This window comes from Paenalcaligenes sp. GW821-LYS-B07-1, from assembly GCF_058803365.1.
Window position 1 is genome coordinate 250,335 of record NZ_CM179516.1, and the last position, 22,127, is coordinate 272,461.

General features: G+C 51.3%; 22 protein-coding genes. 11 read left to right on the forward strand and 11 right to left on the reverse strand.

What is annotated here, in order from left to right; genetic code table 11:
* The first annotated feature begins 11 nt into the window (after window positions 1–11).
* Genes AC3QL0_RS01185 through AC3QL0_RS01215 form a run of 7 tightly spaced genes read left to right on the forward strand, consistent with a single transcriptional unit; the run spans window position 12 to window position 8,424 of the window.
* Window positions 12–998, forward strand: a complete 987-nt coding sequence (locus tag AC3QL0_RS01185) for a 3-oxoacyl-[acyl-carrier-protein] synthase III C-terminal domain-containing protein (RefSeq protein ID WP_493009702.1) — start codon at window positions 12–14, stop codon at window positions 996–998.
* A gap of 7 nt (window positions 999–1,005) precedes the next feature.
* Window positions 1,006–2,031 carry an NAD-dependent epimerase/dehydratase family protein gene (locus AC3QL0_RS01190; protein WP_493009703.1) on the forward strand — a complete coding sequence of 342 codons (1,026 nt, stop codon included), beginning with the start codon at window positions 1,006–1,008 and terminating at the stop codon, window positions 2,029–2,031.
* A gap of 3 nt (window positions 2,032–2,034) precedes the next feature.
* The gene (locus AC3QL0_RS01195; RefSeq protein ID WP_493009704.1) at window positions 2,035–2,862 is read left to right on the forward strand and encodes an MBL fold metallo-hydrolase; all 828 of its coding nucleotides are present in this window, start codon (window positions 2,035–2,037) and stop codon (window positions 2,860–2,862) included.
* Window positions 2,862–4,184: a F390 synthetase-related protein gene (locus tag AC3QL0_RS01200; protein WP_493009705.1), complete on the forward strand. Its 1,323-nt coding sequence runs from the start codon at window positions 2,862–2,864 to the stop codon at window positions 4,182–4,184. Before AC3QL0_RS01195 ends, AC3QL0_RS01200 begins: the two co-directional genes overlap by 1 nt.
* A gap of 2 nt (window positions 4,185–4,186) precedes the next feature.
* A complete protein-coding gene (locus AC3QL0_RS01205) occupies window positions 4,187–4,816 on the forward strand; it encodes a phosphatase PAP2 family protein (protein WP_493009706.1) in 630 nt (209 codons plus the stop codon).
* The gene (locus tag AC3QL0_RS01210; protein ID WP_493009707.1) at window positions 4,803–5,909 is read left to right on the forward strand and encodes a sterol desaturase family protein; all 1,107 of its coding nucleotides are present in this window, start codon (window positions 4,803–4,805) and stop codon (window positions 5,907–5,909) included. Before AC3QL0_RS01205 ends, AC3QL0_RS01210 begins: the two co-directional genes overlap by 14 nt.
* 31 nt (window positions 5,910–5,940) lie before the next feature.
* Window positions 5,941–8,424, forward strand: a complete 2,484-nt coding sequence (locus AC3QL0_RS01215) for a fimbria/pilus outer membrane usher protein (RefSeq protein ID WP_493009708.1) — start codon at window positions 5,941–5,943, stop codon at window positions 8,422–8,424.
* Here AC3QL0_RS01215 and AC3QL0_RS01220 read toward each other — a convergent pair.
* The gene (locus tag AC3QL0_RS01220; RefSeq protein WP_493009709.1) at window positions 8,399–10,039 is read right to left on the reverse strand and encodes an ABC-F family ATP-binding cassette domain-containing protein; all 1,641 of its coding nucleotides are present in this window, start codon (window positions 10,037–10,039) and stop codon (window positions 8,399–8,401) included. The two genes, AC3QL0_RS01215 and AC3QL0_RS01220, sit on opposite strands and share 26 nt — an antisense overlap.
* Before the next feature lie 273 nt (window positions 10,040–10,312).
* On the opposite strand from AC3QL0_RS01220, the gene AC3QL0_RS01225 reads away from it, so the two are divergent.
* From AC3QL0_RS01225 to AC3QL0_RS01235, 3 genes are all read left to right on the forward strand, one after another.
* On the forward strand, window positions 10,313–11,032 hold the full coding sequence (locus tag AC3QL0_RS01225; RefSeq protein WP_493009710.1) for an ion channel: 720 nt from the start codon (window positions 10,313–10,315) through the stop codon (window positions 11,030–11,032).
* A gap of 113 nt (window positions 11,033–11,145) precedes the next feature.
* Window positions 11,146–11,694: a hypothetical protein gene (locus AC3QL0_RS01230; RefSeq protein ID WP_493009711.1), complete on the forward strand. Its 549-nt coding sequence runs from the start codon at window positions 11,146–11,148 to the stop codon at window positions 11,692–11,694.
* Window positions 11,691–12,185, forward strand: a complete 495-nt coding sequence (locus AC3QL0_RS01235; protein ID WP_493009712.1) for a hypothetical protein — start codon at window positions 11,691–11,693, stop codon at window positions 12,183–12,185. Before AC3QL0_RS01230 ends, AC3QL0_RS01235 begins: the two co-directional genes overlap by 4 nt.
* Here AC3QL0_RS01235 and AC3QL0_RS01240 read toward each other — a convergent pair whose 3' ends face one another.
* The 10 genes from AC3QL0_RS01240 to AC3QL0_RS01285 form a co-directional block, all read right to left on the reverse strand.
* Entirely contained in the window at window positions 12,186–12,644 is a 459-nt protein-coding gene (locus tag AC3QL0_RS01240) for a GAF domain-containing protein (protein ID WP_493009713.1), read from the reverse strand.
* A gap of 148 nt (window positions 12,645–12,792) precedes the next feature.
* On the reverse strand, window positions 12,793–13,146 hold the full coding sequence (locus tag AC3QL0_RS01245; protein ID WP_493009714.1) for a RidA family protein: 354 nt from the start codon (window positions 13,144–13,146) through the stop codon (window positions 12,793–12,795).
* Between the two features lie 15 nt (window positions 13,147–13,161).
* Window positions 13,162–14,307, reverse strand: coding sequence for an NAD(P)/FAD-dependent oxidoreductase (locus tag AC3QL0_RS01250; protein ID WP_493009715.1), 1,146 nt, complete (start codon window positions 14,305–14,307; stop codon window positions 13,162–13,164).
* Window positions 14,300–15,715, reverse strand: coding sequence for an FAD-dependent oxidoreductase (locus AC3QL0_RS01255; RefSeq protein ID WP_493009716.1), 1,416 nt, complete (start codon window positions 15,713–15,715; stop codon window positions 14,300–14,302). The genes AC3QL0_RS01250 and AC3QL0_RS01255 overlap by 8 nt, the downstream gene beginning before the upstream one ends.
* Window positions 15,708–16,028 carry a (2Fe-2S)-binding protein gene (locus tag AC3QL0_RS01260; RefSeq protein ID WP_493009717.1) on the reverse strand — a complete coding sequence of 107 codons (321 nt, stop codon included), beginning with the start codon at window positions 16,026–16,028 and terminating at the stop codon, window positions 15,708–15,710. The genes AC3QL0_RS01255 and AC3QL0_RS01260 overlap by 8 nt, the downstream gene beginning before the upstream one ends.
* Window positions 16,018–17,154, reverse strand: a complete 1,137-nt coding sequence (locus tag AC3QL0_RS01265) for an NAD(P)/FAD-dependent oxidoreductase (RefSeq protein ID WP_493009718.1) — start codon at window positions 17,152–17,154, stop codon at window positions 16,018–16,020. Before AC3QL0_RS01265 ends, AC3QL0_RS01260 begins: the two co-directional genes overlap by 11 nt.
* A 6-nt stretch (window positions 17,155–17,160) precedes the next feature.
* Window positions 17,161–17,964, reverse strand: coding sequence for an ABC transporter permease (locus tag AC3QL0_RS01270; RefSeq protein WP_135865995.1), 804 nt, complete (start codon window positions 17,962–17,964; stop codon window positions 17,161–17,163).
* 9 nt (window positions 17,965–17,973) lie between these two features.
* Window positions 17,974–18,843, reverse strand: coding sequence for an ABC transporter permease (locus AC3QL0_RS01275; RefSeq protein ID WP_493009719.1), 870 nt, complete (start codon window positions 18,841–18,843; stop codon window positions 17,974–17,976).
* Window positions 18,840–19,907, reverse strand: a complete 1,068-nt coding sequence (locus tag AC3QL0_RS01280) for an ABC transporter ATP-binding protein (protein ID WP_493009720.1) — start codon at window positions 19,905–19,907, stop codon at window positions 18,840–18,842. The genes AC3QL0_RS01275 and AC3QL0_RS01280 overlap by 4 nt, the downstream gene beginning before the upstream one ends.
* A 69-nt stretch (window positions 19,908–19,976) precedes the next feature.
* On the reverse strand, window positions 19,977–21,008 hold the full coding sequence (locus tag AC3QL0_RS01285; protein WP_493009721.1) for an ABC transporter substrate-binding protein: 1,032 nt from the start codon (window positions 21,006–21,008) through the stop codon (window positions 19,977–19,979).
* Window positions 21,009–21,152: 144 nt separating this feature from the next.
* Between AC3QL0_RS01285 and AC3QL0_RS01290 the strand changes: the two genes are divergently transcribed.
* Complete coding sequence (locus AC3QL0_RS01290) at window positions 21,153–22,079, forward strand: LysR substrate-binding domain-containing protein (protein ID WP_493009722.1); 927 nt, start codon at window positions 21,153–21,155, stop codon at window positions 22,077–22,079.
* The last annotated feature ends 48 nt before the right edge of the window (window positions 22,080–22,127 follow it).

Consider the following 22,127-nt stretch of genomic DNA (forward strand, 5'->3'; position numbering starts at 1 on the left):
GATATATAAGCATGGGGCTGGTCCCTCTAGAAATCAGCGCCATGGGCAAAGCGCTACCCTCAGAACCGGTGTTGTCATCATATCTAGATAGTCAATTAGGTAAACCGACTGGATACGTGCAAAAACGTTCTGGCATTGTGTCTCGATCGTTGGCGGATGCCTCGGTGTTACAGGCGGATCTGGCTGCTCAGGCGCTGCATAATGCCTTAGATCAGGCTGGTTGGCATCTCAACGAGGTAGATTTGTTGATCAGTGCATCTGCGATTCCTGTGCAAGCGTTACCTTGCACGGCCACGCACATACTACGCGCTGCACAGGCGCCCGATGGTACTCCAGGTTTTGATGTGAATCTAAGCTGCGGCAGTTTTGTGGCGGCTTTAGAGGTGGCTAGCGGTTTGCTGCAAGTAGGTAGGTATCGGCGTATCGCGATTGTGAGCGCTGAGTTGGCATCGCGTGGCCTGAACTGGGAGGACGAGGAGTCCTCATACTTGTTTGGTGATGGTGCTGCTTGCGCGTTGGTGCAAAAAGGGAATGGCAGCCAAGGTATTCTAGCGACGCGTCTGGAAAACCATATCTTGGAAGGCGATTTTTGTGAAATCCGTGCGGGTGGCACACGTGCTAACCAGCGTGCCGGTATGCAAGAGCAGGATTTCTATTTCAAGATGCAGGGGCGCAAGGTCTTTAAGATTGCTTCGCGTTTTATTGATGGCTACCAAGAGGCGTTGCTGCAGCAAGCAGGCTTGAGCTTGGATAAGGTGGATCTAGTGATTCCGCACCAAGCTAGCCACTTGGCCATGCAACATATTCATAAGCAGCTGGGCATTCCTACGCATAAGTTGATGGATATTTACGCGACACACGGTAATCAGGTGGCAGCCTCAGTGCCGACGGCATTGTATGAAGCTTTTCACCAGCAACGCTGCAAGGCGGGTGATGTGGTGATGTTGATCGCTACAGCAGCAAGTGTGTCGTTTGCTGGCATGATTTTGCAACTGTGAGTTGTTGATGACGCAACCTTCTTCATTACCTACTGTCTTGGTGACTGGCGCTACCAGTGGTTTGGGGCGAAATGCTGCATTGTGGCTGCAGCAGGCCGGGTATGCGGTGATAGGTCTAGGTAGAGATCAGCAAGCAGGTGCAGAATTGGGCAAGCAAGGTGTGCGGTTTGTGGCCTGTGACTTATCCACAGTTGCATCGGCAACCTTACAGGCCTTGGTACAGCAGGTAGATTGGGTATGGCATTGCGCAGCGTTATCCGCACCGTGGGGCGATAAGCAGGCTTTTGTGGCTGCCAATGTGGTGGCCACCCAGACGTTAGCGCAGGCAGCGGGCCAAACTGGGGTACAGCGTTTTGTGCATATTTCTACGCCATCCTTGTATTTTGATTTTCAAAACAGGCAGCAAATTCCAGAAAGCTTTGTCGCGAGCAGGTTTGCGAATACTTATGCACAGACCAAATTTATGGCTGAAGGCTGTATACAGCAGGCGCAGCAGCAGTATTCGGAAACGCGTTTTACGATGTTGCGCCCACGCGGTATTTTTGGGCCCTACGATAGAGTGATTGTGCCGCGCCTACAAGAACAGCTGGCGCGCTTTGATGGGGTGCTAAAACTACCGCGTGGCGGCGAAGCTTATGTGGATTTAACCTTTGTGTTGAATGTGGTGCATGCCATGCAGTTGGCCAGCACCCAGCCTAACTTGCCACCTGCTGCTGTGTATAACATTAGTAATCAAGAGCCTATTGTGCTGCGTGATGTGATTGATACCTTGTTCAGGCAAGAGCTAGGGCACGATATACGCATTCAGGCTGTGCCGTATCCCGTGCTGTATGCAGTGGCTACTGGTATGGAAGCGGTCGCCAAAATCACAGCTAAAGAGCCTATGCTGACGCGGTATAGCGTGGGTGCTCTAAGTTTTGATATGACGTTATGCCCGCGTAAAGCACAGCAAGAATTGGGCTATTACCCGTTGTATTCCATGCAGCAAAGTATTGCGTTGACGGCGCAATGGCTGAAACAGCAGCAAAGGTAACTCATGGCAATCTTGCATACGTATGAAGTGGGATATTGCATGCACCCAGCCTGTGTGGCGTTGAAAGGTAGCGGCTTTAAGCTATGCCGTTTTCCTGCACGGGCCTATGTTATTGAGGTAGGGCGTGAGCTATGGGTGTGGGATACCGGTTATGCCAGCCATTTTCATACGCGTACCGCTAAAGGGGTATATCGCTTATATCCAGCGGTTACACCTGTGCACTTCCAGAATGAGGAAGCGCTTATTTTGCAGTTGGCGCAGCAAGGTATAACGCGTAAGGATATACGGGGCATGGTGCTGTCGCATTTTCATGGTGATCATATTGCAGGATTACGAGATTTCCCCGATGTAGAAATGTATGCCAGTAAGCCTGGTTGGGAGTATCACAAAACCTTGAAAGGCTTACGAGCTGTGCGTAAAGGCTTTGTGCCAGGGCTTATTCCCGATGATTTTGAGTCACGCATACAGTTTGTAGAGCAGTGGGAATCATGTGCGCTGCCGCCTGAGTTGGCTCCGTTTGAGTTTGGCTGGGCACTGCCTGATAGCGATGGCGAGGTGTTTGTGGTGCCGTTGCCGGGGCATGCGCGAGGGCACATAGGTGCTTTTATCCATACCGAAACAGGGTGGGTGTTATTAGCCGCAGATGCGGCATGGGCACCAGAAAATTACACTGAGCTACGCCAGCCAGCGTGGATTGCTCGTTTGATCATGGACGATGCCAGCCAAATGCTACAAACCTTGCAGAAGCTGCATGCCTTACATCAACGTGGCGTGGTGAAAATTTTGTTGGCGCATGAAGGTGGTATTCCCTCTACGGTGGAGTCTACCTAATGGCGCAGGGTCTACAAACGTTGTGGCAGTATGCTAAAGCCAAACGCTTGCAGCAGCGGGTACGGCGCTGGTCACGCGAACAACTAGAACAGTACCAACAGCAGCAATTACAGGGGTTTATGCAGCGAGTGCTGGTAAAGAGCCCATACTTTAGTGCGTATGTAGGGCAGCCTTTATCAGCATGGCCGTTGATGAATAAAGCCAGCATGATGGCGCAATTCGATCAGATGAATACGGCGGGGCTGAACCGAGATGAGCTGTTGGAAAACGCCTTACATGCCGAGAGCAGCCGTGATTTTTCTCAGTTGGTGTCGGAGTACAGCGTGGGCTTGTCGTCAGGCACATCAGGTACTAGAGGGTTATTTGTGACTAGCCCTGCTGAGCGCGCTTTATGGTCAGCAACGATTTTATCCAAGCTATTACCTAAAGGCTTGTTCGCGGGCGAGCGCGTAGCGTTATTTTTACGTGCTGATAATGCGCTATACCAAAACGTCAACAGTCGTTTTCTGAGCTTTAGGTTTTTCGATCTGTTGGCCAATTTTGATCAGCAGTGCCAGGACTTAGAAGACTATCAACCTACGATCTTGGTAGCACCAGCTCAAGTGTTGGTGGCGTTGGCGCAGAAGTGTCAGGATAGCAGCCTAACGATCAGCCCCGCACGCGTGATTTCCGCTGCCGAGGTGTTAAGCCCTCAAGATAAACGAGTCTTGCAACAGCAGTTTGGTGATGTGGCTGAGGTGTATCAAGCTACCGAGGGTTTTCTGGGTTCTACCTGCGAGCAAGGAGCTATGCACCTGAATGAAGAGTCGTTAGTGGTGGAAACAGAGTGGCTGGATCAGACCCGTTTTATTCCCATCATTACTGATTTTCGTCGCTCTACACAGCCCGTAGTGCGCTACCGGTTGGATGATGTGCTGCATGATAGTGGTTATTCCTGCCCTTGCGGTAGGCCTACGAGGGTGATTAGTCACATAGAAGGTAGAGCAGATGACCAGTTGTGTTTGCCGGGCGTAAAGCAGCCGTGGGTGACGATCTTTGCGGATGCGTGCAATAGAGTATTAGCTACTGTTTTGCCGTGGGACGTAGATTACGTGTTAGAGCACACGATGTCTGATGAGGTTGAGCCTGTCTTGCTACGTTTGCATGCTCCGTTATCGCCTGCGCAGCAACAGCAGGTGCAGCAGGCATTATGGCAATGGTTTGTGACGCAGCAGGTAGATGTACAAAGATTACGCTGGGAAGGTGTGTCACATGCTGTGCCGCGTGATTTCTTACGTAAAAAACGCCGTATTGTGCGTGTGACTAAGCGGGTGGCGGCGTGAGTGTGTCACCAACAGAGAGCCAATCGTTGTTTTACCGCTTGTGGTGGATGGCATGGGGCTGGGGAACGGTAGGCGTGGTCTACAGCCTGACGGATTACTGGCAAAGTGTGGGGCATGTGGTCCCTGAAACATGGTTAGATCAGGCTATATCCTATGACCAAAGTGCGATTGTGGGGTACTTGTCGTTCTTTGTGTTGATCCCGGCAGCGTACTTATTTGCCGAGCTATCCAGAGTGCAAATACTGGCACGGCAAATGCAATGGGGGGCATTGTTCTGTGGGGTGATTTACCTACTGTATCCCACCACCATGGTGTATCCGCCGGTAGAGCTAGGCACGTGGACGGGGCCATGGGTGACATGGCTGTTACATATAGATTCCAGTCAAAACTGTGTGCCTTCACTGCATATCTTGTTATCGTTATTAGCGGTGCATGCGGTATGGCACGGTAAGCATTGGTGGGTGAAAAGTGGTTATGCCGGTTGGTTGGTATGGATTACTTATACCGTACTGCAGTTAAAACGACATTTGCTCATCGACGTGATGGCGGCTGTGGTGGTAGCGATAGTGGTGATTGCATTGAGTGCGTATTGGCGGGCAAATAGAGCAGAGGTGCAGGGTGACGCAGATTAATCTGATGGTTTTCCCTCTGGCGTTTATGCTGTTTTTTATTGTGGCCGAGATGTTTGTGCTGCAATGGCAGGGTAGAGGGTCAGAGTTCAGTTGGAAAGACACTATTTTGAACCTGAATTCTGGGCACGTAGTGTTGTGGCTGTTTAGAGGCTTTGAGGTCTTTGTATTCGGGTGGGTAGCCAGTCACTGGAGCCTAGATGTGATCTCGCGCTGGCCCGTCGTGTGGCAGTGGGTGTTTGGCTTCATTGTCTGGGATTTTTGCTTCTACGTACTGCATTACACACATCACAAAATTGGTTTGCTGTGGGCCATTCACGAAGTACACCACGAAGGGCGCTACTTCAATGTGTCGTTGGGGGCACGTAACTCCTGGTACTCGTCATTAAGCTCTATCCCTTTCTTTGTGTGGATGGCATTTTTAGGGTTGCCAGTAGAGATTTTTTTGGTGGTTTCTACCATTCATTATGGTGTGCAACTGTTCAACCATAATGCGGTGACGCCACGTTTACTGTGGTTGGAAAGCTTTATGGTGACGCCTAATCATCATCGTGTGCATCATGGCGATCATCCGGTGTATCACGACACGAATTTCGGTGGCACCTTCCTGATTTGGGACAAGTTATTTGGCACCTATAAGACAGCACAGCCTGAGTACCCCGTGTGCTATGGCGTGACAGGGCATGATGCGTCTACGAATCCTGTACATACCAATCATGATCCTCTGCGTAGATGGCTACGTAAACCTATGCTGCAGCGTTCAGCCATTACTGCACAGTGGCCCGCATGGGTGATCGCGACGGCAGGCGTAGGCTTGTTTGTCGTGGTGCTGCTGTATGTGGCGGGCGATGGGTATTGGGAAGTGTGGCAGCAATATTCTATCTTTATGTTATTGGTGTTGGGTACGGTAGCGATAGGGGGCTTATCGGAGGGTAGAAACTGGGCACGCTGGGGCTGGATTGCCGTAGTAATGGGTCTCGCCGTGTGGGTGATTGGGATACTGGCATGGCATCAGTGGTACTGGTGGTTATGCTTGGGGGCGTTGGGCATACATGCCTTGTGGGTGGTGCTACACCGCCCGTCGCCTGTGGCCTAAACCAGTAGTAGCGACGCTACTGGCACAGCAGATGAATACCGTATTTCGTTTTCTCTATGTGTGCAGTGTGGTCAGTGCAGCAAGCCTGTTCACCAGCAGTGGCGCATGCGCGCAACCTTTGCCTGATTGGATAGCTCAAGAAGTAGAGCAACTGAACCAAGAGGATGTCATGGTGCCTGATGGGGGTGTGATTCCCGGCAGCTATGGCATGCACTTGTACGTAAACAATCGGCTGGTAGATGTACTGGAAATTCCGTTTGCCCAAAAGGGGACGGGGGAAAACCGCAAGTTACTGCCCTGTTTAACCGAAGAGAGTCTGCGCAATGCAGGCATCTGGCTATTTCAGCCCTCTACCTTTCAAAGTGGTGAGCGCTTGTGTTTGGATTTAGACAGGCTGCGCTACATCACTTATAAAGCCGACTGGGAAGATCGATCTTTGCTGCTCACCGTGCCACAGGCCTATTTGGATGTGCAGAAGTTGCAGCAAGTAGAAGAAGGTCTATGGGATGACGGCATAGATAACACTTTCTTGAACTATGCGTATTCTGCTTCTCGTAATGCGAACAAGCGAGAGCAATATCTGAACATACGACCTGGCATCAATTTTGGAGCATGGCGCTACCGTAATTATTCGGTGTGGCACAAAGATGATGTATCCCAGAGTTGGGAAAACCTGAATAACACGTTATCGCGCAACATACGCTCGTTGCACAGTGAGTTGGTATTGGGTGATGTGTATTCGTCAGCGACGGTGTTTGATTCCATTCAGTTCAGGGGCGTCATGCTGCAAAGTAGCGAGCAAATGCGCCCTGTGGGGGAACGAAATTATGTGCCTGCAGTGAGTGGGGTGGCGAGTACGGATGCGCGTGTGACCATACGGCAAAATGGCCAAGTGGTGTACCAAAGCTCGGTGCCTGCGGGGCACTTCACTATTACCGATTACTCGCCCGCCAGCTATGGCGGCAATTTGCATGTGACAGTGCAAGAGTCTGATGGCAGCACCAATGAGTTTATTGTGCCTTTTGCCTCTGTCCCCATTCTAGAACGTAAGGGTGGAGTGAAATACAGCGTAGCAGTAGGGCGTTACCTAGAAGATAGTTGGGATGGTGCTCACCACAATGTGGGGCAGGCGGAACTAGTCTATGGTCTGAGTGATTTCACCACGTTCTACGGCGGTACACAGATGACAAACGATTACCGAGCGGCCGCGCTGGGTATAGGGCTGAATTTAGGGCAGTTTGGCGCCTTGTCTAGCGGGGTGAAATACGCACGCTACGATACGCGTCATGAAGGCACGCGCAGTGGCCGTGCATTAGTGATGGATTATGCCAAAGGGGTGACTAGTACCAACACAAGGTTCTCGTTTAGCTTGCAGCAGCAGTTGGACAAAAACTATCTGAACTTTAAGGACGCGATTGCCTTTGATAGGCCTGCAGATCAAGAAAAAAACCGTGTGGGGGCGTCTATTGTTCAAGGTTTGCCCGACAGCTTGGGGGCGTTGAATGCCGACATGGTGTATCAACGTTTTAGAAGTGGGCGCGACATACGCTCATTAAGCGTGGGCTACACCGGTACATATAAAGGCATTAATTACGGCCTGTATTTCCGTCGCTATCAAGATACGGGTAGGGAGCGCAGCGCGTTGGCATCGGCAGAGCGCGGGCGTAACTCCAGTGAAGTGATGTTCACCGTGGGCATCCCGTTATCGCGTAAAGGGGAAAACAGTTTGCGGGCAGGCTATACCATCAGTCATAACAACGACGGGGTGGTGGATCAGAGTGTGAGGTTGGATGGCGATGCCTACGATAAACGGCTGAGCTGGGGTGTGCAGCAAGGGTATGGCACACACGGTACGGCAAATTATGGTGGTGTGAACGCGGTGTATAGAGGTGGTTTTGGTGAAATGAATGCGGCGTTCTCCTACGCGCGGCATAACCACAGCACTGTGAGTTATGGGATGACCGGAGCAGTGACCGCATCGGAGTATGGGGTGGTGTTTTCTCATCCGCTGTCTGAGTCTAATGCCATGGTGGTTGCACCAGATGCTGAGGGCATACGGGTATTGAATGGTGTCAATGTGCATACCGATGAAGACGGTTTGGCAGTTGTGCCGGGCTTGTCTGCATACCGTAATAACACCATTAGGTTAGACAGTCGTAGTTTGCCTCTGAATGTGGATGTGAGCCGCTTGTCGCAAACAGACTTGTACCCCACCAAGGGGGCATTGGTGTTGGCAGAATTCCAAACCACCAAAGGCTACAAAATCATGCTGCTGTTTGGTAATCAGGATATTCCATCTGGTGCACGCGCCTACTTGGAAGATGAGTTGGGTCAATATTTCACGGTAGGGGCATTTAACCAGTTGTACATGGTGTCGCCCACGCCTGCCGGCAAGCTCGCCATCTTCTGGCCAGAAGGCGAGGCTTGGCAGCAGTGTTTTGTGGACTTTGACGTGTCCAACACCGAAACCCATAACGACATACACCTAATCACAGCAGATTGTCAGTCTGAGTAAGCGGCCGTTCCTCTAGTTGCCAGCCTATATCAGTGGCGTTAAGAGTATGCGTTAAGGCTAATTGGTCTAGAAAATGGCTATCGTGAGACACCACCATGAGGCTGCCTTGATAGTGACGCAGCATGTGTTCTAAAGCGTGTAGAGCGGGTAAATCTAAGTGGTTGCTGGGTTCGTCTAACAGCAGAAGTTGGGGTGGCTCATCGGCATAGAGTAGGCACGCTAATGCGGCTTTAATGCGCTCGCCACCACTGAGTTGTGCGGTGGGTAGTAGGATGCGTTGGCTATCTAAACCTAAATGCACCAACCGTGTACGTAAGTTGCTTTCAGCGGTTTTTGGGGCGGCGTCACGAAGTTGTTCCAGTACGGTACGTTGTGGGTCCAGTGTGCGCAGGTGTTGATCCAAATAGGCAAAAGGCACATTGACTTGCCTAACTCCAGACAGCGGTTCAACGTGGCCCGCTATCACTTTTAATAGGGTGGATTTTCCACAGCCGTTAGGGCCATGAACGGCCACACGCTGGCGACCATAGAGTGTAAAGGTGATGGACCGCAGAGCAGGGTCACCATGAGGTAGCACGATTTCTTCTAAGACCACTGCACGTTGTTGCGTGGGTGGTGTGCCATGCACTGCGTGTATAGCTGTAATGCTTTCTTGAGTTAATTGTTGCTGGGCCTGCTGCAAGTGTTGACCAAGCTGCTGCAGGCGGGCGGCTTGTTGTTGATGAATGCGGCCAGCGGAGCTTTCACTGCGTTCTTTTTGTCTATCCAATAAGATCTTGGCTTGATTGGCTTCTTTGCCATGTTTGGTGCCTTGGGCCTGCCTTTTGGTTTGGCGTTCTTGTAGCATTTGTAGGCGTTTATGCTCTTGTTTTAGGGTGTGTTGCTGGTGTTCCAATGCCTGCGTGGCTGCAGCGTGAGCAATGGCTTTTTGTTCGCTGTAGAACTGGTAATTACCGCCGTAACTCTGGATGCTGGTAGGGGTAAGTTCCAGAGTATGGTCTACCCTGTTTAACAGTGCTCTATCGTGACTGATGAGCAGCAAGCCGTTGGGCCATTGCTGTAGCTGCTGTTGTAGGGCAGCGCGGCTACGGCTGTCCAAGTGATTAGTAGGCTCATCCAGAATCAGTAGGTCTACGTTGCTCATTAGGGCACCGGCCAGTGCTAAGCGCATACACTCACCGCCACTCAACTGCTGTGCAGGTGTGTGGGCGTGTAGATGGCCAAGACCTGTGTTGTCCAGTGCTTGTTGCAGCTGTTGGCGTACATCCCAACGGTCAGCCAGCACATCAAAGTGCAGGCTGTCTGTACTGCCCGCTTCTATGTGCTGTAAGGCGGTTAGGGCATCATCTATACCTAGCAATGATGCGATGGTGGTGTTGTCGTTGATGGGGATGTGTTGGGGTAAGTAGCGGACCGAACCCAAACGTTGGCAGCGCCCGTGACTAGGCATCAACTCGCCAGCCATGATGCGAGCCAACATGCTTTTGCCCACACCATTGCGGCCCACTAGCCCGGTGCGGGTGCTGTCTAGACTAAGGTTTAGGTCAGAAAAAAGAATACGTCCGTCGGGCAAGCTATAGCCGACGTTATCAAGTAAAAGATAAGGAGGTGTCATGCGCGTAACCGTAGAGTAATGCCGTACATCCCCGCTAAGAAAGGGGGGCGAAAACAGGCCGTCAATGTGTGAGCGGTGGCATTACAGGCGCATGGGCGTAGTACCTCGATGGGGATAAGAGTTTTTAGTATAGAGCGAGGGAAACGTCGCTGTCTAGAAATGAGGTTTTTTGTAAGGTGGTGAGCCTTTTGTCGTGTATGCTTGGCGACAATCCCTCGTTAAGGACCTAGGGTACGGTAGTCGCCGTGGAATTAATCCCAATGTGGTGTTTGTATGTCATCGAACAACGATCAGAAAAGAAATTGGCAAAGCGATGTAGAGAAGGCCTTAAATGTGGTCACTATCATTTTGACCATCCTGTTGATTATCTGTATTTCCATAGAAACATTTGAGGATAAGCTGTCTCAAGGGCGTTCTATTTACCTCACCATACAGTTTTGGATCTGCGGGTATTTCTTACTGGATTTTCTTATCCTTTTCTTGTTGGCGAAAAATAGGCGACGGTTCTTCTGGCGCTATTTTGTAGTGATTTTCCTCTCTATACCGTATCTGTATATTTTTGAGTATTTCTCTATAGATTTCTCGCACGAGGTGACGTATTTATTGCGCTTTGTGCCCGTTTTGCGAGGGGGCGCTGCCTTAGTGGTACTGACGCGTATCGTGGTGCGCAATAGCATTACCAGTTTGTTCATCTCCTATATTGTGATTTTCTTCTCACTGATTTATTCCCAGACACTGATCTTTTATATTTTCGAAGTAGGTGTGAATAAACAGGTGAAAGACTATTACGACGTCTTATGGTGGGCGGCCATGATGGTGACTACGGTTGGCTCCGATATCATTGCACAAACACCTATAGGCAAAGTATCAGCTACCACTTTGGCAGTAATAGGCATGACCACTTTCCCTATTTTTACGGTCTATATTACGTCGCTGATTCAACGTATGAATCAGGCAGATGAGAAAGTACCTGTTGTGCAAGAAGATAATTAAAAAACGGCGATAGCTTCGCTTCTTTTAAAAGCTTTACTTTCTTTTACCGTCTAGACGGAGCGTGTCCGTTACACTCAGGTGATTGTTATTTCGCTCGGGGTGGAAAAACTGTTATGCGCCGGATTAAAAACGCCTGCGTAACACGTCAAACTACACGTGCCATGTGGCTAGTTTTAGCCGGGTGGCTGCTGTCTGGTTGCAGTTCCATGTTGACCGAAGGTAGTAGTGCAGCCGCTGGTATAGCGGGGGTTGCCATTGCCGACAGAATAACGGATAACGCTGCGGCTGCAACGGGCATAGGTTTAGGGGTGCAAGCCGCGACACGCGCTGGTGTGCAATACATGCAGCGTACTACCCGAGCAGAAGAACAAGATGCGATTGCACTGGCTGCTAGCACTTTGCAAGTAGGTGAGGTAGCCGAATGGCAGGTCAGCCATAAAATCCCCATTGAAGAAGATGCCTACGGGCAAGTGACGGTCAGTAGGCTCATGGGTGGTATGGGGCTGCAATGCAAAGAGGTGGTGTTCTCGGTGGTGTCTGTAGAGGCCGATGAACCTGAGCGTGAACAAGAGTTTTATGTCAGCACTATTTGCCAAGACGGCAAGGTGTGGCGCTGGGCGAATGCGGAACCCGCAACCTCGCGGTGGGGCTCACTGCAATGATGGGATGGCGTGGCCTAGTCTGTATAGGATCGCTGGTAGTGAGTCTGTCGGGGTGTGCATCATCCAATATTGGTAGTGCTGTAGGGGCAATCACTGGGGTGGCTGGTAGTGCGATCACTGCAAATCCTGCCATCGGTTTTAGTATAGGGGTAACCTTCCAAGCCGCTACCGATGCTTTAGTGAAATACGTGCTGCGCGAATGGCAGAACGACCAGCAAAACTACATGGCTAACTTGGCAGGTAGTTTGTCTATTGGACAGACCGTTTCGTGGGAAGTGTCTAACACCATTCCATATGGCAACGAGAAAGGGCAACTGGAAGTGGTGCGCGATATTGATAATGCGCTCGCACGGTGCCGTGAGGTTTTATTTACGGTGGAAGGCGCAGAAGAGCAGGTAGTGCCCTACGTCACGTCAATTTGCCATTACCAAGGTGAGTGGCATTGGGCGGTAGCAGAACCGTCCATAGAGCGTTGGCAGGGCCTGCAGTAATTACTTGTACGATTCCAAAAACAGCGTGCACAGTGCTTGCATGCCTGCTTCGTCTTCGGGGTTGAAGCGTGCCAACAACGGGCTGTCTACATCCCAAACGCCTATCAACTCGCCATTGCGTACTAAAGGAACTACCAGTTCCGAGTTGGAATCTGCATCACAGGCAATGTGTCCGTCGAAAGTATGCACATCGTCTACGCGTTGAATGCGACGAGTGGCTGCTGCTGTGCCGCATACCCCTTTATTCAGTGCAATGCGTATACAGGCGGGTTTGCCTTGAAACGGTCCTAACACCAACTCTTTGCCATCAAAGAAGTAAAAGCCTACCCAGTTCAGGCCAGGAATGGCGTTGTAGACCAGAGCGCTAAGGTTAGCCGCATTGGCAATCTTGTCGTGCTCGCCCTCGAATAAACCTTTGGCTTGAGCTAGCAACGACGCGTAATCGGTGTCAGGCATCATGATGGTTTCCCATGCAGAAGTCAGAAAGCTTTATTGTAGCGTGTGGAGAAAAGAGAGCTAGCGTGCGAATGTATCAGGAATGAATAACCGTTACAGGGCACAGAAAAACGCCCTTTCCTGAGCAGAAAGGGCGTAGGGCGTAAGCGTCTTAAACTGCGGCAGAAACGATAATTTCTACCAGCAGTTCAGGAGCTGCCAATTTGGCTTCGCAGGTAGCGCGTGTAGGCATGTTGGCTTTGTCAGCCCACTCACCCCAGACTACGTTCATGCCAGCGAAATCGCGGTCAATGTCTTTCAACCAGATTTGCACGTTCAGCAGACGGGATTTGTCGGTACCAGCTTGTGCCAGGAAGCCGTCAATTTTTTGCAGCACTTCACGTGTTTGTGCACCAATATCGCCGCTACGATCAGAAGCGGTCACACCAGCAACGTGGGCTACACCACCGTGAATCACAATGCGGCTCAGGCGTTCGTTACTATCAATGCGTTGAATATCGCTCATGGGATTTCCTATAAATTAAGAAGAGTGTTCCCCGCTTTCTTGGAAGCGGGTGATGGAAAAAGCACGGAGATCCAGCGAAGCGCGGCCATCACAGACCAATTCGGACACTAAACGTCCAATCGCGGGGCTTAGCTGGAAGCCGTGAGCAGAAAAGCCGAAAGCATGGGTTACGCCTTGTACCGTAGAGCTGGGGCTGATAACAGGGATACTGTCAGGCATAAATGCCTCTACACCTGCCCAGACGCGGTTAATAGCGACATGCTGTAAATGGGGAAATAAATCGGTGACGGTTTGCGCGCTTTTATACAGGGCAGCGGCGTTAGCATCTGCACAGCGTGCGACCTCATCAGCGTCACACATTAAGCTACCGCCAATGACTACGGTGCCGTTATCAAATTGCTTGAACGACAATGGTCGGCCTAATGCGCCTAAGGTGGGGCGAACGAAAGGGGCCACGCGTTGGGTCACCATTAGCATCAAACCGTTGGTTTTAGCGGGTGTTTCTTCGCCTAGTTGGCGGGCAAAACCATTGGCCCAAGCGCCTGCCGTGTTCACAATATGGCCACAGCGAAACTCTTGAGTGGCTGTATGTACTACCCAATCTGCACCATGGGGTTCTACCTTCAGCACGGGTGATTGTTCATGAATACGAGCACCTAGTTGGCTGGCACTGTGCTTGAAGGCAACTACCGTTTGGAAAGGTAGCGCATAACCGTCACGTTTGGCCCAGATACCGCCGTGTACATGGGGGCTGATGCTAGGCACTAGCTTGCGTACATAGGCGGCATCAATCACTTCTTCGTGATGAAACCCTAAGCTGTTTAGTAAGGCGACGCGTTCAGCTGCTACCTGCATTTCTGCTTCGTTTTCAGCCAGCTGTAATTGGCCGCTGCCTACAAAACCACAGTCGTGACCGACTACCTCGGGCATACGGTGCCAGTAGTTGTCCAAGGCCATCAGTGAAATGGGGATTTCAGCGACGTGTCTACCTAGACTCCGCACGCCACCGGCATTGACACCAGAGGCGTGGCGTCCACAGTATTCGGCTTCCAGCAGGGTTACGGATAACCCGCGTTTGGCCAAATGATAGGCAGAGGACAAGCCTTGCAGGCCACCGCCTATCACCACGACATCGCAGTGCGTGTGGTCAGAGTTATTCATTGCCCGCTAACTCAGCCAGAGTAATGGGTTTAATAGGTGGACGTATGCGGTAGTAACCCACGTCACCGGCGTTGCGTTGCAGTTTGTCGGCAATTAGCTCAGTTACGGTAGTGCCGCATTGGCGGCCTTGGCAGGGGCCCATACCACAACGGCCAAAGGCTTTAGCTTGGTTGGGGCCTACGCAACCGTGTTCTACATATGAGTTGATGTCGGCGGCGCTTACGGCTTCGCAGCGGCATACCAAGGTGTCACCGGTAGGAATACGGTTGGCTTTTTTAGGCTCGTATAGCGCATCAATAAAGGGACGTATGGCAAGGTTGCGACGCAGGTCATTGCGTAACGGTGCCGCTAAGGTGTCACGTTTTGCTTTGTCTAATTTGCCTAGCTGTTGGCACACTTCTAGTGCAGTAAGCTTACCTTGCAGGGCGGCAACCACAGCACCGCCAATGCCAGCGCCATCACCTGCGGTGTAAATGCCGGGCACGTCCAAGGCACCCCAATCAGAGGTAACCGGTGTCCAGCACAACTGCTCGCTATTCCACTCGTGTTCGGCACGCAGCGACCAACTGATTTGGGTGTTAGGGATTACACCTTGATGCAGCAGTACTACATCGGTTTTAAGGGTGTGGGAGTTGCCTTGGCTAGTGAAGCGAATACTGTTTACGGTTTCTTCGCCTTGGATGGCGATGTCTGTACAGCCTTTATAAACGGGGATATTGGCTTTCTTGATGGCATTGATCATGTTCAGCCCTTTGCGCAGGTAGTTAAACGCGCGTAAGGCTGGGAACAAGTGTGGCAAGGCAGCTTTAATATCAGCGCGACGGCTGGTGTCTACGATGGCAGTAATGGCGACATTAGCTTGTAGGTATTGGTAGGCCAACAAATACAGCAGTGGGCCGCAACCTGCTAATACAACGGGGCCGTTAGGTACTACACCTGCACTTTTCAGTAGGATTTGAGCACCACCACCGCTGAGTACACCAGGTGTGGTCCAGCCGGATACAGGGAAAGGTCGTTCCATTGCGCCTGTGGCCAAAATGACGTGGTCAGCTTGCACGGTGATACTTTTACCGTCTTTTTTGTAGCTGACTTGGCGGTCGCGGTTTACCTGCCAGACTGTGCTGTCTGGCGAGTAATCAATTAAGGGGTGTTGCGCGGCTTTTGCAATAGCAGCGCCCGCGGCATAGTCAGGCCCCAAAATAGCTTGGCGCTCGGCAGTCGTGCGCGTAATGGAACGGTAGATTTGCCCGCCCATACTGTTTTGCTCGTCTAGCAATAAGGTTTTGATACCGTGTTGCGCACATTCACTGGCAGCGGATAACCCCGCTGGGCCGGAACCAATAATTACCACCGGCACATGCAGGGAGGGCGCTTTAGCGTGTTGTGGATTAGCAGTCAGTTCAGTCATGACAGGTTTCCGTCGCATTTACAGTGTTGATACGCATTCCTTCAGCCACCTGGACCATACAGGACTGCACATTAGGTACATCATCAATTTCAACCAGACATTCAAAGCAGACGCCCATCATGCAGTAGGGGCCGCGCGCGCTGTTGTCAGCAAGGTTGCGTCGAATGGCTGCGGGGCCCAGCGTGAGTAGTGCGGCGGCAACCGACAGGTCGTTGGCCACACTGTGCGGGGTGCCATTCACCACAATGCTGACGGAGGGAGCGTTGTTATCTGTGGCAAGGGGCAGTTTTCTAAATAAAGCTTTAGTGAGCATGTTCTTCTCCCAGCGGGCTGGTGCGTGCTGCATGAAAACGGTTGGCCGTGAAGGCCTGAATGGCTTCAGGTTTTTGGTCGCCTGCAATCCACGGCGCAATAGTGAGTGCATGGTTAGCGGCCAGCGTGACACCGCTGTGGCAGGTGACCAGAAAGGCGCCAGGCATACTGCTGGATTCTTGGTAGATAGGGAACCCGTCGGGGCTCATGATGCGCAGAGCAGCCCACGAGCGTACAACACGGGTGTTTGCCAATACGGGGAAGCAACGCACTGCGCGCTGTGCAATGTTTTGCAGCACAGGGGTAGTGGTGCCGTCGTTGTAGCCCACGTCTTCTAGTGAATCGCCCAGTTGCACGGTGCCTTCATCCGTTTGGCGCACATAGTTAGTGGGGAAGTTTAAGAAGGCCGGTAGGCGTTCGGTAATCAGCACTTGTCCGCGATTAGGTTCTACGGGCGCATGTATGTCTACTTGCTGTGCCAGTTTTTTATTTGCTAAACCGGCGGCCAACACGACTTTCTTCGCGGCAAACCTGCCTGCAGCGGTATGGCAAATGAATAAACCGTCTTTGCGTTCAATACGCTCTACGGCTGCATTGCTATGCAGAGACACGCCTTGATGGTGCATGGCACGGTGCAGCGCCAAGAACAGCTTTAAGGGGTTTACATGCCCATCCATAGGGGAGTAGGTAGCCCCTGGAATGGTGGGGCCAATACTGGGTACTAACTCTTTAAGGGCTTTGTTATCCAGAACCTCAAAGTCATAGGGAGCCCCCACCTCACCACGTAACCACTCTAGGTTTTTTACTTTGCTTTGTAGGTCGTCTTCGCTAAGGGCAAGGCTTAGCCCACCTTTTTGCTGCAAGGCGACGTCTACGCCTGTTTGGGCGGCTAAGGCACGCGCTAATTCAGGCCATTGTGTAGCAGAGCGCAAGCTCCAGCGTGCATAGTCTGACAAGCCAGCGCCTTTGCCTTGTACCCATACAAGGCCAAAATTGCCGCGCGATGCTCTAAGGGTTTGATCACCTTCATCCAAAATAGTGACTTTTTGGTCTAGCCGGGAAAGCCCCCAGGCTAGGGCGCTACCTACCAATCCGGCGCCTACAACTACGATATCTGATGTGTGCACGTTTACTTACCTGCTAGAGTTTTTACCGATGAGTACTTGATCCAGGCCAACAATCCTATCCAGCAGGACCATCAGAATTAACGTGCCCACAATGAGTACGGTGGATACGGAGGTCACCAGTGGATCAATGGTGTGGGTAATCTGGTTATACATGGCCACAGGCAAGGTAGTAGTACCTGGCGTAGCCACGAAGATGGTCATCGTCAACTCATCGAAACTTTGTATGAATGCCAGCATCCAGCCACCTACTACTCCCGGCAGAATCAGGGGAATAGTGATGCGTCGGAACGTAGTCCAGCGCGATGCACCTAATGACATGGCTGCATTTTCAGCATCGTTACCCATGCCCGTAGCGGCAGACAGTACCAAACGCAGGGCGTAAGGCATCACTACAATCACGTGGGTGAAGGCCAGCCAGATAAACGAACCGCTGATACCTACTACGTTGAAAAAGCGCAGGAAGGCGACCCCCAATACCACTTGGGGAATCATCAAGGGGGACATGAAGAAAGCTGTTACGACACCACGTCCGGTAAAGTTGTAGCGGACCAAAGCCAAGGCGGCAGGAATCGCTAACACAATCGCGATGGTGGCAGAAACCAAGCCAATACCCAGCGAGAGCCAGAAGGCCGACACAATTTCACGGGCTTCAAAAATGGCGTAGAACCAGCGCAGTGACAAACCGTCTGTAGGCAGTGAAATATAGCCTTTATCGGTGAACGAAACGGCGATAACAATCAGTAGAGGGGCCAGGATAAACAGCGTGAACAACGCGTGGTAGATCAGGGCGAGCCAAGAGTTTTTTCTCATGATTCTTCCTTAGGAACTGAAGACTTGTTTGAAGCGGCGTTCAATCAAGCGGTTGGCGCCCAGAATGATGATGATGTTGGCAATCAGCAGAACGATGGCGATGGTAGCGCCCAACGGCCAATTCAACGTGCTGAGGAACTCATCGTATGCGGCTGTGGCAACGACTTTTAGGCGACGGCCACCCAACAAGGCTGGCGTAGCAAAAGCAGATGCAGACATGGCGAAGACGATGATGCTGCCCGATAAGATACCCGGCAAAATTTGCGGCAGAATCACGCGACGTGTCACGGTGGCAGGCGAAGCTCCCAGCGACAAGCCGGCATTTTCCACCTGAGGGTCTAGTTTTTGCAGCGATGCCCAGATGGAAATCACCATAAAGGGCACCATCACGTGGGTCATGGCAATGACCACACCGCTCATGGTAAAGACCAAGCGTAGGGGCTCATCCACAATGCCTAAGGCCATGAGGATTTGGTTAATCAGACCATTATTGCCCAGCAAAATGGACCAGCCCAAGGTACGCACCACCACAGAAATCAGCAGCGGAGCCAGAATCAGTACCAGAAACAGCCCGCGCCATGGTCTGCGCATACGCGACAAGATCAGCGTTTCGGGTACCCCAATCAAAATACAGATAAAGGTCACGCCTAAGGACATTAGTCCCGTACGCATGAAAATTTCGTGATAGTAGGGGTCGCCAAATACTTCCAGATAGTTGGCCAACGTCAGAGTGTCTTGCACTCCAAACATGCCGTCAAAAACTCTAAACGACAATACGGCTGTCAGGCCTAGAGGGACCAGCAGCATGGTCAGGAAAACCGCTAGACCCGGAGCAGATAACAGCCAAGGCGCGCTACGAGATTGCGATGCCGTGGTCATGCCTCGTCTCCTGCTTCTACCAGACGCAGATCGCTGTCTTCCCACAGAACCGACACTTGGGTGCCTTCTTCTGGGGCATAAGCGTTTTTGTTAGGAACACTGACGCGTAGTGTGCCCAGTGCAGTGTCCACATCTAGCATCCAGTTCGCACCCAAGAACAGACGGGTGGTAACGGTACCAGCCAAGCCTTGGCCTTGTGTGCTGTCTAAACGGATTTTTTCAGGGCGGATGTTGACCTGTACTTTTTTACAGGTGAAATCGTGAGTACGAGCAATGGCTACGGTGTAGTCAGGGTGAATCTGTACGTGATGATGGGTGTCATCTTGCTTAACGATGAGGCCATCAAACGAGTTGGTTTTACCTAAAAAGCCAGAAGCAAAGCGTGATACGGGGTGTTCATACGCTTCGTAGGGGGTGGCCAACTGCACAATACGGCCACCGTGCATGACGGCGATGCGATCGCTCATGGTCATGGCTTCTACCTGATCGTGCGTAACTAAGATGGTAGTAATGCCTAAGCGACGTTGGATCATGCGCAGTTCTACGTGCATTTCTTCACGCAGTTTTGCATCCAAGTTGGACATAGGTTCGTCCAACAGTAGTACTTCTGGTTTGATCGCCAAGGCACGTGCAATAGCGACACGTTGACGCTGACCACCCGACATTTCAGCTGGGTAACGTTTACCCAGACCATCCAGTCGTACCAGTGACAGGGTTTCTTCGATACGTGATTGGCGCTCAGACTTAGGTACGCCGCGCATTTCTAAACCAAAGCCCACGTTCTCGGCCACTGTCATGTGGGGGAACAGGGCGTAGCTTTGAAACACAATCCCCATGCCGCGAGCTTCTGGACGCATACCAGTGATGTCTTTGCCGTTGACGCTGACACTGCCCGAGGTAGGGGAGAGAAAACCAGCGATCATCTGTAGGGTCGTGGTCTTGCCGCAGCCAGAGGGGCCAAGCAAAGAAATGAATTCACCTTTTTCAATGTTCAGGCTTAAATCTTTTACGGCCTGAAAATCGCCAAAGGTCTTTCTAAGGTTTTGGATCTTGATGAAGCTCATGGTGTACCGGAACTGTGCAAAGAAGACAAAAGTGCCGACTTGGGAGTCAAGCCGGCACGTGACTCAAAATTAACGCTCTACTGTACGGTTCCAGCGGTTAGTCCACTGGGCGCGTTCTTTGTTGATGATGGTCCAATCTACGGTTTCCAGAGCAGCAATCTGTTCTTCACCGTAAGGCACTTTGGCGGCCACTTCTGGTGCCAGTTCAGTTTTGCTATTTACAGGACCCCATGCTTGGCCATCAGCCAGCAAAGCTTGAATTTCTGGGCTGACCAAGTATTGGATAAAGGCTTGTGCAACAGGGTTGTTTTCAGCGCGGCCAGCAACAGGACATACACCAGTCAGCAATACCATCGTGCCTTCTTGTGGGTACACGAACTCAACAGGAAAGCCTGTTTCTTTTAGTGCTTCCACACGACCGCTACCCCATACGCCAAGAATGGCATCGCCGTTCTGGAACAGTTCAGTCATCTTGCCTGGGGAGGGTTCCCATGCCAGTACGTTAGGGCCAACTTGATCGATGATGGCTTCAAAACCAGGGTCTATATTGCTTTCGCCACCACCACGCAGTTTGGCGAACTTGATCAGTGTTTGCAGACCGTAGCCGTTAGAGATCGGTGGGATGACGACTTTGTCTTTGAACTCTGTTTTGGTCAGATCTTCCCATGACGTAGGAGCAGGCAGGCCGGCTTGGGCAAAGGCTTCGGTGTTGTAGAACAAACCGGTCGCGACTACGCCAATTGCCATGCTGGTGTCAGAAATTTTGGCCAGTGGGTACAAATCGTCGTAAACCGGAGAGGGTTCGATGCTGCTACAGAGACCAAACTGGTTAGCTTGTGCCAACGGGCCATCATCCAGCAGGGCCACATCAAATTCTGGGCGGTTTTTCTGTGCTACCAATTTAGCCAGTGTGTCGGTGGAGTTACCCGCGACGTACATGACTTTGACGTTATGCGCTTTTTCAAAGTTTGGAATGATTTTGTCTTTGAACAGCGTTTCAGTGGAGCCACCATAGGCGCCGACGTTAAGAACTTCTTGTGCAACCAAATTGGTTGAGAAAGCGGTTAATACAGCAGCAAAGAGAACGGAGGTTCTAAGCATGGTATCTCCTATAGGGTAATGTCATAAGTCAGAAAACGGGCTAATGGTGATCTAGAGCTATATATTTCATTGTTTTAATTTATAGTATTAATGAAATTTTAGTGTGACCAATGCTTATTTATAGACCTTGTATGTCTTTTTGCTATGACTGGAAAAATAACCTTACGATTACTAGAAGGTTTTAGGGCTGTAATGCAGGCTAAAACCGTGACTGCTGCGGCTTTGGTGCTAAATGTCTCGCAACCCGTAGTGACGCGGTTGATTCGGGATTTAGAAGAAAATATAGGGTTTTCACTGTTTGTTAGAGAACAAGGAAGACTCAAGCCAACGGCAGAAGCGCTGATTTTGTATGAGGAAGTACAACGGTCTTTGATCAGTGTGGATCGAATTTTGCAAAGTGTGGAGATGTTGCGCGACGGCCACCAAGGCTATTTGCAGATCGCTGCGGCACCAGCATTAGCGCTGTCTTTTTTGCCAAAAATGATGGCTGGCTTTAGTGCTCAGTACCCCGGTGCGCGGTTAACCTTGCACATGCACGGCTCAGAAACATCACTGAATATGGTGTTGAGTGGCATGTGTGATATTGCGGTGGTCATGCTATCAATGCGTCAGTCAGGTACCTATGGCGAACGTATTTTGTCGGGGCGTATGGTTTGTGTGCTGCCAGTAGGGCATAGGCTTGCACAGCAGGCAACGGTAGGGCCGTGGGATTTAAAAGGCGAAACCTTTTTGTCGCATCCTCATGTGCTAGATACACGTTTGCAGATTGATGCTTTGTTTGCGGCGCATGGTATTCAGCGTGAAATGCGGTTGGAGTCGCAAATTTCGTACTCGTTGATAGAGTTGGTGGCGGCGGGGGCGGGAGTGGCCTTAGTAGACCCATTAACCGCAACGCTCTACAGGGGCGATGGGGTCGTGTTTGTGCCGTTTGATCCTATAGTGGTGAATCACTACTCGGTGGTCACCAGTTCAGAGCGCCCACCTTCAGTGCTGCAAGAGCGCTTTATTGAACAGTTAAAGACGTCGTTATATGACACCTTGGCGCCTGAGTATAGGGTGGTAGGGGGCTAGGTTGTGATGCCAAATCCCCAAGCAGAACCTGCAGCACTGCTTGGGGAA